The organism is Pseudomonas sp. GM18 (assembly GCF_000282195.1).
Taxonomy (GTDB): Bacteria; Pseudomonadota; Gammaproteobacteria; order Pseudomonadales; family Pseudomonadaceae; genus Aquipseudomonas.
Genome location: NZ_AKJT01000014.1, coordinates 1 through 10,853, shown reverse-complemented (window position 1 = coordinate 10,853; position 10,853 = coordinate 1). Strand labels below are relative to the sequence as shown.

10 protein-coding genes are annotated in these 10,853 nt (G+C 60.9%); 1 reads left to right on the top strand and 9 read right to left on the bottom strand.

Annotated features, from left to right (window positions below):
- Positions 1-24: 24 nt before the first annotated feature.
- The 9 genes from PMI21_RS24770 to argH all read right to left on the bottom strand — a co-directional run bounded on the left by PMI21_RS24770 (position 25) and on the right by argH (position 9,502).
- Positions 25-720: an HPP family protein gene (locus PMI21_RS24770; protein WP_007934213.1), complete on the bottom strand. Its 696-nt coding sequence runs from the start codon at positions 718-720 to the stop codon at positions 25-27.
- 160 nt (positions 721-880) lie between these two features.
- Positions 881-2,059 (bottom strand): MFS transporter, encoded by a 1,179-nt coding sequence (locus PMI21_RS24775; protein ID WP_007934212.1) that lies wholly within the window; start codon positions 2,057-2,059, stop codon positions 881-883.
- A gap of 134 nt (positions 2,060-2,193) precedes the next feature.
- A complete protein-coding gene (locus tag PMI21_RS24780; protein ID WP_007934210.1) occupies positions 2,194-3,543 on the bottom strand; it encodes an MmgE/PrpD family protein in 1,350 nt (449 codons plus the stop codon).
- Positions 3,544-3,560: 17 nt separating this feature from the next.
- Entirely contained in the window at positions 3,561-4,448 is an 888-nt protein-coding gene (locus tag PMI21_RS24785) for a polysaccharide deacetylase family protein (RefSeq protein WP_007934209.1), read from the bottom strand.
- Entirely contained in the window at positions 4,441-5,289 is an 849-nt protein-coding gene (locus PMI21_RS24790; protein ID WP_007934206.1) for a polysaccharide deacetylase family protein, read from the bottom strand. Before PMI21_RS24790 ends, PMI21_RS24785 begins: the two co-directional genes overlap by 8 nt.
- 202 nt (positions 5,290-5,491) lie before the next feature.
- The gene (locus tag PMI21_RS24795; protein ID WP_007934204.1) at positions 5,492-6,316 is read right to left on the bottom strand and encodes an ABC transporter substrate-binding protein; all 825 of its coding nucleotides are present in this window, start codon (positions 6,314-6,316) and stop codon (positions 5,492-5,494) included.
- 39 nt (positions 6,317-6,355) lie between these two features.
- On the bottom strand, positions 6,356-7,120 hold the full coding sequence (locus PMI21_RS24800) for an amino acid ABC transporter ATP-binding protein (protein ID WP_007934202.1): 765 nt from the start codon (positions 7,118-7,120) through the stop codon (positions 6,356-6,358).
- 10 nt (positions 7,121-7,130) lie between these two features.
- A complete protein-coding gene (locus PMI21_RS24805; RefSeq protein WP_007934200.1) occupies positions 7,131-8,009 on the bottom strand; it encodes an amino acid ABC transporter permease in 879 nt (292 codons plus the stop codon).
- A 65-nt stretch (positions 8,010-8,074) separates the two neighbouring features.
- Positions 8,075-9,502, bottom strand: a complete 1,428-nt coding sequence (argH, locus tag PMI21_RS24810; RefSeq protein WP_007934199.1) for an argininosuccinate lyase — start codon at positions 9,500-9,502, stop codon at positions 8,075-8,077.
- Between the two features lie 307 nt (positions 9,503-9,809).
- On the opposite strand from argH, the gene PMI21_RS24815 reads away from it, so the two are divergent.
- Positions 9,810-10,775, top strand: coding sequence for a LysR family transcriptional regulator (locus PMI21_RS24815; protein ID WP_007934198.1), 966 nt, complete (start codon positions 9,810-9,812; stop codon positions 10,773-10,775).
- Positions 10,776-10,853 lie beyond the last annotated feature (78 nt).

The following is a 10,853-nucleotide window of genomic DNA, read 5'->3' as shown; positions in this document are numbered from 1 at the left end:
AGGCTCGGCAGCTGCTACAAGGTGTCAGACTCCGCTGCTCAGCACTTCACCGATACTGCGTCGCTTGGCATGCAACTCACTGGCATGGATCAACTGCTCAAGATCTTCAGGGGTGACGTCGTAGAAGGCCTCCATGTCGGCAAGTGCCCGTCGCAGATCTTCGGCGGTGATCGCCAGGCTGTCGGCCGCGGGCATTAGCGGGGCCGGTTCGGTGGGACGTTTGGGGTAACGAATGCGCGTCAGGTTGTTGTAGGCCAACGCGCTGAGCAGCATCGTCGAGCCACTGAGCATCACCGGGCCGAGGGCTTTCCAGTCCATGGCGATGGTCGCCGGGTCTGCCAGCACCAACAGCAGCGCCAGCGCCCCGGCCGGTGGGTGCAGGCAACGCAGCCAGCACATCAGAATCAGCGCCATGCCCGCCGCCAGGCAGGCGCTGCCGAGGGTGCGGCCGAGTACGTGAGCGACCAGCAGCGAGATCACCCCCGCGCAGAGGTAACCGCCAAGAATCGACCACGGCTGGGCCAGCGCGCCCGAGGACACGGCGAACAACAGCACCGCTGAAGCGCCCAACGGACCCATCAGATGCAGCGCCACATCGAGGCCGAACACCTGGCCGCAGACCCAGACGCTGAACATCGTCCCCATGGCCATGCCGATAGCGGCACGGCTCCATTCGGAGGGGCGGGTGTTGATGGCGGCGGGCAACCAGTGAGCGAGCATGACGAACATCGATCCTTTGACAAAAACCAGGGCAAAAAAAAGGCTTGTCCGGGTACCCGGAAAGCCCTTGAAGTGGTTCCAACTATTGGGGGAGGAACGGCGCACAGTGTGCCGATCATTGCTGATGCTGACAAATTCATATTAATGCATCTTCAATGCATTATTTTTGCAGTATTGCGACTCGTCGACCGCTCATGAAACAGAGAAAACCGCCCATCGCTGTCAACGCGCTCAGGGCATAGAACATGGTGGGCGCGGGCGTATGCATCAGCAGGAAGCCGCAGATCACCGGGCTCAGCGCACCACCGAGGGCCGCGAGGTTCTGCGCGCCGTAGTAGCTGCCGCGCAGCTCTTCCGGGGCCAGGGTGTCGACGAAGAGGAATTCGGCCGGGTAAATGATCATTTCGCCGAGGGTGAAAATGAACATCGCGATGCACCAGCTCACCAGGCTGTCGGCGAGGCTGAAACCGATCAAGCCGAGGATGAACAGGCTGCTGCCGCCGACAATCCAGTAACGCAGTTGTTCGCGTTTGAGAAACCGGCCGATCTGGTATTGCAGCAGGATCACGCTGATCGCGTTGCACGCGAGCAGGGCAGCCATGGTTTCCAGCGCTCGTTTGGAGTCGTGAGTCACCAGCAGGTATTGCGACAGGTACAAGGTAAAACGACCGTGCACCACGGTGCTGAGCAGGCAGCCGCAGGTGAACATGATCAGCGTGCGGTCGTTTTTCAGGGTGACCAGGGTTTTGAGAAAGCTTTGGGGCTGACCGATGGCGGGTATCTGGGCCGGGTCCCTGGGAATGCCGCTCATCAGGAAAATGCTGAAGAACGCGATGCCGCCGGCGATCAGGAACGGCGCAATCGGGTACACGCCGGCGATCACCACGCCGAGCATCGGACCGGTGGCGTAGCCGATGTTGGTCAGGGTGTAGCGCAGCGAAAAGGCCTTGGCGCGCTGGCCCATGGGCAGGTTTTCGCTGAGGATCGCCTTGGAGCCGATCAGAAACAGCGCCGAGGCGGTTTCGGTGATCACCAGGGTGGCGGTGGTCAGGTAGAGGTTTTCGGCAAAGGTCAGCAGCACGAAGCCGATGGCGCTGGAGAGCATGGCCAGGATCAACAGCCGCCGTTTTTCGAGGCGGTCGATGATGTAACCGCCATAGAGCGCGAGCAGGGTGGCGATGAACACCGCGATGCCGAGCAACAGGCCGACGTCCTGTTGGTTGAGGCCGAGCTTGGTGCTCAGGAATAGCGTGAGCAACGGGCTGGTGATGGCGCGACTGACGACGATGGTCAGCGAGCAGATCATCAGCCGGCGGATAACGAGGGAGTAAGTGGCCACGGTGGAACACGAGTCCTTGTTTTAGTGTTGATCGTTCCCACGCTCTGCGTGGGAATGCAGCCAGGGGCGCTCTGCGTCCCAAAAGCGGACGCGAAGCGTCCGGTGAGACGTTCCCACGCGGAGCGTGGGAACGATCAGTGTGTGTTCAGCCATTGCTCCAGTGATTCGACAGCACTCAAACTTTCCAGCCGCCACAACTGTTCCAGCAATTGATTGGCCTGCTGTCGCGGTATCACCCGCTCGGCCAGGCTGAAGAATTTCTCCTCCAGCGCCGCATCACTCAGCGGATTGCCCGGCGCCCCCAACGGCACGTCAACGCACAGGCTCGCTTGCCGACCGTTCACGGTCCGCACGCTGACGACAGGCTCGCCATCCTCGGACAGTTGCGGGTCGACTTCAAGGCGAATACGCGACATCCAGTGTGCAATCCGCGGGTGGCGGCGCTGTTCATTGTCATAGGCTTCCAATCGACAATGACCCTGCACCAGCCGGGCCGCCAGGGCATAGCGCAGACTCATCTGCGCCGCCGGCAACGTGCTGACGTCCTGACCACCACACATGTCCTGAAGGAATCCGCACAGCGATACCTGAACGTCCTCGACCTGATCGGCACTGACCTGCAATTGATCGAGCAACAGGCCCAATGCGTCGATCGCCGAATGCGTCCCCCGGCATGCCGCGTAAGGCTTGATCGAGCAGCGGGCAAGTTTCCATACGTGGCCCAGTTCGGCGTCCAACGCCTCGGGCACGGCGGTGTCCGCCGCGAGGGTCTTGAGGAAGCCGCCCCAGACATCATCGAACAGTTTTGTCGGCCCGGTGATGCCTTGTTGAGCAAACCGCGCGGCCAACAACCCACCTTCGGCGGCGCGTCCGCTGTGGAGTCTCTTGCTTTGCGAGCCGTCATGGATAAACGCCCACAGACCGCCGCTGAAACTGCCGGTAATGCCCATTGCCGACAAGGTTTGTTGTGCATCCAGACCGAGAATTCGCGCACTGGCCGCCGCCGCGCCAAACACTCCGCACGTCGCGGTGGAATGCCAACCGGCGCCGTTGTGGGCCGAGTAACTGCCGCAGGCTTCGAGCACTCGACGGCCGATTTCGTAGCCGATCACCACCGCAGTGATCAGTTCGCGGCCGTCGACTGGTTTCGTCGATATCGACAGCGCCGCCATCACCGCCGGTAGCACCACCGCGCCGGAATGGTCGCAGCCGCCGGTGTCGTCCAGCTCCAAGGCATGCGCGGCGATACCGTTGAGCATGGCGGCTTGTGCCGCGCCGACCCGCAGACCGGTGCCCCAGACCAACGTGCTGCCGGCTTCCCCCTTGAACACCTGACGCGCCTGTCTGGCGACATCGCTGTCGGCCCCGGCCAGGGCCGCGCCGAAGGTGTCGAGAATGTGCCGCTTGGCTTGCTCCACCAACGCGGCGGGCAAATCTTCGAAACGGGTATCGACGCAGAACTGCGCCAGCCGCTCCATTCGCATAACCCCATCCTGATCTTTCATACGCCGTAATCCCGATAATGACGCTCGTACACAGCGGCTGGGTGATCCTCGGTCACTGGCGCTGCCGACTCGGCCCACCACTGAGCGACTTCGGCACCGGTGGCGATCCATACGTCGTCGTGCTGCTGAATGCTTTGCAGCAATGCGCGCAACACGCCGATCCGCCCCGGCGTGGCGATGATTTCCGGGTGCAACCGCAGCACGTAACACAAGCCGAACCGGTGAAATCCAGCGAAGTCCATTTGCAGATTGCCAAGGGTGTGGCTGTAAGAAGCAATGCGCGATTGCGCCGGCGGCACCGCCGGGCTGAGGTTGAAGGCGAAGTAGGGCTCGTCTTCCAGCTCGTAGTGCAGCGGCAGTTCGATCACCTCGGGAGCCGTCGGGTGGGCGAAGGGCAAGTCATCGCCGCGCCATGACGAGGACCAGCGGATGCCATGCTCGCGCAACGCCTCGATGAAACCCGGCGCGCCATTGCCGGCGGGAATGCGAAAGCCTGTCGGACGCTGACCGGTCAGCGCGCTCAAGGCCGCGCAGCCCTTGGCGATCTCGGCGCTTTGCTCGGCCAGGGTCAGGTTGTCGTAGTGCTGATGGCGATAGCCGGCGCAGGCAATCTCGTGCCCACCGGCCTGGATCGCCTGGATGTGTTGCGGGTTTTCCTCGGCGACGATGCCGGGAACAAACCAACTGCTGGAAACCCCCAGCTCTTCGAACACGCCAAGCAAACGCTCGACCCCGCGCTGGGTGCCATAGCGCCACACCGACAAGGTCTTGTCGCGCCCGGCGACTTCCGGCGCCTGAGTGAGGATGCCGTGGATGTCGTTGTAATCGACGGTCAGTACCACGGCGCAGCGGTAGCCGTTGGGCCAGACAATGGAATCAGCCATGGTGATGCTCCTTCAGCCACCAGTGGGCGACGTCGCGGCAGGTGGCGAACCATACGTCGTCGCGCTGGCGCATGTGTTCGAAGAGTTTTTCCAGGAGCAGGATGCGCCCCGGTTTACCGGTGATCTTGGGGTGAAACAGGGTGGTCAGGCACAGCCCTTCAGCCATGGCACCGTCGAACTCGCGGCACCAGTTATCGAGGGTCAGCTCGTAGCTGGCGGTACGGTCCAGCCCGGAAGGAAAGTCCGGCGCGCGGGTGTAGGCGAGGGAGGCGTAGTCGTCCATTTCCCAGCGGCCAGGGATTTCCACCAGCGGTGTATCGAAGCCCGGCACGTTGACCAGGTAGGGCCGGTCATCGCCGCGCATGCTGCTGGAGTAGGTCACGCCGGCTTCCACCAGCATGGCGGGCGTTTCGGCCCGCCAGTCGCCCGACGGCGTGCGGAAACCTTCAGCGCGGATGTTCAGGTACTTCCAGAACACCTCGCGGGATTTGTGCATCACGTCCTTCTGCTGCTCCAGCGTCAGGGCGTAAAAAGATTCGTGTTTGTAGCCGTGATAGGCGACTTCATGCCCACGCTCGACAATCGCCTGGCACTGCTTCGGCCAGTTCTCCACGACCCAGGCCGGGACGAAAAACGTGGTCGGGATCCGGAACTCATCCAGCAGATCGAGAATCCGCGGCAGCGCCCGATAGGGGCCGTAACCGCCGAAACCGAAATACTCGGGCTTGCGCCAGATCGAGCCATTGAGCATGGCATCGCCGGTGGGGCCATCGAGGTCGAAGGCCAGGGCGAGGCAGGCCTTATGCTGGTCGGGCCAGGTGGGTTGCAGCGAGGAGGACATCGTATGGCGCTCCAGAATTAATAGTTGAAACACCCGTAGCAGCTGCCGAGCCCGCGAGGCTGCGTTCGGTGTGGGCCGCATTCGGACGCAGCCGTCGTGAATTCAAACTACGCGGTGTTTCAGGAAAACCTCGCGTGCAGGGTTTACGACGGCTGCGCCGCCGAACGCAGCCTCGCAGGCTCGGCAGCTGCTACGAACCGTGTTATTTCCCGGCGTTAATGGTCACGGTCTTGATCGCGCCCAGTTCCAGGTCCCATTTCTTCAGGATCGCCTGGTAGCTGCCGTCATCGATCATGCTTTGCAACGCGACTTTCACCGCTTCGCTCAGCTCAGGTTTTTTCTTGCTCACGCCCATGCCCGAGAACTGCTTGGAGATCGGCAGCCCCACGGTTTTGTACATGTCCTTTTCCTGGGTCTTGAGGTACGGCAGGGTTTCGCTGCCCTGCATGGCCGCGTCGATACGGCTCTGACGCAGTTGCGCACGGGCGTCGGCCGAGCCTTCGGTGCCGATCACATTGATCGCCGGTTTGCCGGCGGCTTCGCAGTTGGCCTTGCTCCACTCGGCGATTTCCGCCGGGAAGGTGGTACGGCGGCTGGTGCCGACTTTCTTGCCGCACAGGTCGATGATCTCGTGGGTGTTCTTGTTTTTCTGCAAGGTGTAGAACTGCGGACCGCTGGTGAAGTAGTCGACGAAGGTCACGCTGGCCTGGCGCTCGGCGGTGTCGGTCATGCCCGACAGCACCATGTCTACGCGGTCAGTCGTGAGCGCGTTGATCATTTGCTCGAAACCGGTTTCCTGCCATTTGATCTTCACGCCCAGACGTTCGGCCAGGGCGTTGCCCAGGTCATAGTCCAGGCCGGTGAGGGTGTTGGTGGCCGGATCCTTGAAATCCATCGGCGGGTAGTTCGGCATGATCGCGACAACGATCTCGCCCTTGTCCTTGATGCTGGCCGGCAGTTCTGCCGCGATGCTGAAGCCGGATGCCATCAGGCCTGCGAGTACTGCTGGAATAACGAAGTTCTTCATGGTCGTTCTCTTATGAGTGTTGTGAGCGCCAAAGGGCACTTAGGTTCGAACGGCAGAAATGAAGCTTTGGGTGCGTGGGTTTTGCGGACTTATTAGTATTTCTTCGGGGCTTCCAGCCTCCACGATCTGCCCGCCGTCCATGAACACCATGCGGTTGGAAACCTCGCGAGCGAAGCCCAGTTCATGGGTGACGACGATCATGGTCATGCCGGTTTGCGCCAGATCGCGCATCACCGACAGCACCTCTCCGACCAGTTCCGGGTCGAGTGCCGAAGTGGGTTCATCGAACAGCATCAGCTTGGGGCGCATGGCCAAGGCACGGGCAATGGCGACACGTTGTTGCTGACCACCCGACAGTTCGATCGGGTAGCTGTTGCGCTTGTCGGCCAGGCCGACGCGAGCGAGCAGTTCCAAGGCTTCTTCATGCGCCTCTTTGGGCGAACGCTTGAGCACCTGGCACGGCCCTTCGATGATGTTTTGCAGCACAGTCATGTGCGGGAACAGGTTGAAACGCTGGAACACCATGCCGGTGGCCAGGCGCTGACGGGCGATCTGCGATTCGTTGAGCTCGTGCAGTTTGTTGCCGACGATCCGGTAACCCACCAGTTCGCCGTCGACCCAAAGGCCGCCCTTGTCGATTTTTTCCAGCTGATTCACGCAGCGCAGCAGGGTGCTTTTGCCGGAGCCGGACGGGCCGATGATGCACAGCACTTCGCCTTGCTCGACTTCGATGTTGATGTCCTTGAGCGCGTGGAAATGGTCGTAATACTTGTTCAGGCTCACGGCCTTGACGATGCTTCTCATGTTGGGCTCCTCAAGAACGCTTGCCGGCGCCGCGAGCGAAACGACGCTCCAGACGGCTTTGACCAAAGGACAGCACGGTGACTGTGGCCAGATACCAGATGCCCGCAACGATCAGCAGCTCCATCACGCGGGCATTGGCGTAGTAGATGTTCTGCGCGTTGTAGAGCAGTTCGGAATACTGGATGACGCTCGCCAGGGAGGTCATTTTCACCATGCCGATGAATTCGTTACCGACTGGCGGAATGATGATCCGCATGGCCTGGGGCAGGATGATCCGGCGCAGGGCTTGCAGGCGCGGCATGCCGATCGACTTGGCGGCTTCGTACTGGCCGGTATCCACCGACAACAGGCCGGCACGCACCACTTCGGCGGTGTAGGCGCCCTGGTTGATGCTCAAGCCGAGGAGGGCGGCCACGAAGGGCGTCATCAGGCTCACGGTGTCCATTTCGAACAGGCCGGGGATGCCGATGGTGGGGAAGATCAGCGCCAGGTTGAACCACAGCAGCAGTTGCAGGATCAGCGGCGTGCCACGGAACAGCCAGGTGTAGATCAGCGCCACATAGCGCAGGATCGGGTTGGCCGACATGCGCATGATCGCCGTGATCACCCCGAAGACAATGCCTAGCGCCATCGCCAGCACCGCCATGACGATGGTGTTGAGCAAGCCCCACATGATCGCTTGCGAAGTGAGGAACTGGCCGATGTACGACCATTCGATCTTGCCTTCGGCGAAGGCCCGCACCAGGCCGATAATCGCGATCACGATCACACTGGCGAAGAAAATCCGCCCGTAGTAACGCCGTGGCACGTGTTGGTACTGGGTGATGTCGAACTGGTTTTCCGCCAGTTTGCGCTCCGCCTGGAGTCGTTCTGCCTGTGTCTGGCTCATGTTGCTTCTCCGTACGCCCCCTTGATACAGGCGGCGTGTGTGGTTTATCAGTTTTGCGTCCTGATTTAGAGGCGGAAGCCCTGATAGTTCTCGGTCCATGCTTGCTGCGCGGCAAGGGCGGTTTTCAGTCGGCCGATCTGCTCGCGCACCTGTTGCGGCGCGGTACCGCCCCAGCCACTGCGGGCGGCGATGGCGGCTTCGAGGGTCAGGCTGTCGCGTACCTCAGGCGTCAGGCGCGGATCGATCTCGGCCAGCAGCGCCGGCGAGGCTTCCCACAGTTCGATGTCATGTTTCTCGCAGGCCTGGACCAATGCGCCGGTGATTTCATGCGCTTCCTTGAACGGTACGCCGCGCATCGCCAACCAGTCGGCAACTTCGGTGGCAAGGGTGAAACCCAGCGGTGCCTGACGGCGCAGTTCTTCGACGTTGACCTTCATGGTCGCGACCATCCCGGCCATGGCCGGCAGCACCAGCAGCAGGGTGTCGACGCTGTCGAGCACGCCGTTCTTGTCTTCGCTCAAGTCACGGTTGTAGGACAGCGGCAGGGATTTCAGCGTCGACAGCAGACCGGTCAGGTTGCCGATCAAGCGGCCAGCCTTGCCCCGGGCCAGCTCGGCGATGTCCGGGTTTTTCTTCTGCGGCATGATCGAGCTGCCGGTGGCGTAGGCATCGTCCAGCGCGACCCAGCGAAATTGCCGCGACGACCACAGGCAGAATTCTTCGGCGAGGCGGGAAATGTTGATCCCGAGCATGCTGGCGATAAACAGGAACTCGGCGACGTGATCGCGGCTGGCCACGGCATCGATGGAGTTTTCGCACACGCCGCTGTAGCCCATTTCCTTCGCTGACTGCTGGGGCAGGCGAGCGATGGCGGAACCGGCCATGGCTGCCGCACCCAGTGGCGACAGCGAGGTGCGTGCGTCCCAGTCCACCAGACGCTGCACGTCGCGCAACATCGATTGGGCATGGGCCAGCAAGTGGTGAGCGAAAACGATCGGCTGGGCCTGTTGCAGGTGAGTGAAGCCCGGGCAGATGCTCTCGACGTGTTGCTCGGCCTGCTCCACCAGCGCTTGCTGCAAGGCCAGCACTTCAACGGCCAAAGTACGGACGTGATCACGCAGGAACAGCCGCAGGTCGTTGGCGGTCTGGTCGTTGCGCGAACGGCCGGCGCGCAGTTTGCCGCCCAGTGCGCCGAGGCGTTCGGTCAGCAGGCGCTCGATGAAGGTGTGCACGTCTTCGTCGTCCAGGGTTGGCGCGATGCTGCCGGCACGGAAGTCATCACCGATGCGCTGCAGGGCGTCGAGCATGGTCTGGGTTTCCTGCTCGCTCAGAAGACCGGCGCGCTGCAATTCCCGGGCATGCGCCTTGGAACCGGCGAGGTCATACGGGGTGAGGCGAAAGTAGCGCTCGGGGCAACGGGACAGGGCCGCCAGGGCTTCGGACGGGCCGCTTTTGAAGCGGGCACCCCAGAGACGGTCGGTGGTTTGAGACATTGTTGTTTTCCTCGTCGGTAACGCGAACTGAAATCGGTGTGCAGAGCCTGAAACACTTCCCGGAAATTATTCGGGTGTGGTCATGGCTGATCAATATTCAAGGGCAGGGGGAAAGCGCAGTTGCTTCGTTGCGAGAGCTGATCGAAGTGTCAGCTTTTAATAGTTCGAAATCAGTGAGTTGGCACTGATTGGCGGGATTTATTAACGGTTGCCAAGCCTTGTTTTCTGTGTTCATTATTATTAGCCAGCACTGTTTTTGTTGTTGGACACAGGTTGTTGAATAGGGCGCCAGAGGTAAATAAGCATTATGGAAACCCCACTTTCCAATTCCGGAAACCCGCCGCTAAAAACGGTACATCGGGCGCCGCTGGCCCTCAGCGGTCTGGACTTCAAACTGCTCAAAGTATTCAAGGCCGTGGTCGAGGCTGGTGGCTTCAGTGCGGCGCAAAATGAGCTGAATGTGGGCTTGGCGGCCATCAGCAAACAGATTTCCGACCTTGAGATTCGTATCGGTATGCGCCTGTGTACCCGGGGACGGGAAGGGTTTCACCTGACCGAAGAAGGGCGTCTGGTGTACCAGGCCTCGATCGATTTATTTGCCTCGGTCGATAACTTTCGTGATCGCCTTAGTTCGGCGCAGAACGAACTTATTGGCGACCTTGGAGTGGGCGTAATTGATAATACAATCACAGACTCCAATTCGCCGTTAGTTGTGGCGCTTAGAAGGATAAATGAAGAGTCGCCGAAAGTAAGATTTCAACTTCAGGCGTCGCAGTTAGATGAAGTGGAAAGAGGTGTGGTCGAGGGGCGGTTAGTGGCCGGGATCGTGCCGGTTTATCAAAAAAGAGAAGAGTTCGATTACTTCCCGCTGTATGAAGAACGCTCGTACGTGTATTGCGCCGTCGGTCACCCGCTGTTCTCGGTGCCGGAGGCGGACATGGGCGGCAATGTGCTGCAGGATTACGAGTGCATCAACCACCGTTACGCGATCCATCGGGACAAACTGAATTTTGCCCGCTACGACAGCTTTTCCGCCTCGGCGACTCAAGTGGAAGCCGTGGCGCTGCTGGTCAAGACCGGCCGTTTCGTCGGCTTTCTGCCAGAGCATTACGCGGCAAACCTGGTGGCTCAGGGACAGTTTCGGGCGGTGCGTCCGGACCTGATCAACATCGTCACGCCGTTCAATCTGATCCTGCGCCACAACACCGTGCGCAGTCCGTTGGTGAAGGCGTTTGCCCAGGCGTTGGGGGTGGATTTGAAGGCGCCGGTTTGACCTCAAACGTAGGTATTCAAGTGTGGTTAACAGTAACTAGCGGACAATACCTGCCCATGTAGGAGCTGCCGCAGGCTG

Excerpts from the sequence above, each read along its gene's own strand:
- PMI21_RS24770 (WP_007934213.1), bottom strand. The coding sequence starts at position 720 with ATGCTCGCTCACTGGTTGCCCGCCGCCATCAACACCCGCCCCTCCGAA.
- PMI21_RS24780 (WP_007934210.1), bottom strand. The coding sequence starts at position 3,543 with ATGCGAATGGAGCGGCTGGCGCAGTTCTGCGTCGATACCCGTTTCGAA.
- PMI21_RS24785 (WP_007934209.1), bottom strand. The coding sequence starts at position 4,448 with ATGGCTGATTCCATTGTCTGGCCCAACGGCTACCGCTGCGCCGTGGTA.
- PMI21_RS24790 (WP_007934206.1), bottom strand. The coding sequence starts at position 5,289 with ATGTCCTCCTCGCTGCAACCCACCTGGCCCGACCAGCATAAGGCCTGC.
- PMI21_RS24795 (WP_007934204.1), bottom strand. The coding sequence starts at position 6,316 with ATGAAGAACTTCGTTATTCCAGCAGTACTCGCAGGCCTGATGGCATCC.
- PMI21_RS24800 (WP_007934202.1), bottom strand. The coding sequence starts at position 7,120 with ATGAGAAGCATCGTCAAGGCCGTGAGCCTGAACAAGTATTACGACCAT.
- PMI21_RS24805 (WP_007934200.1), bottom strand. The coding sequence starts at position 8,009 with ATGAGCCAGACACAGGCAGAACGACTCCAGGCGGAGCGCAAACTGGCG.
- argH (WP_007934199.1), bottom strand. The coding sequence starts at position 9,502 with ATGTCTCAAACCACCGACCGTCTCTGGGGTGCCCGCTTCAAAAGCGGC.
- PMI21_RS24815 (WP_007934198.1), top strand. The coding sequence starts at position 9,810 with ATGGAAACCCCACTTTCCAATTCCGGAAACCCGCCGCTAAAAACGGTA.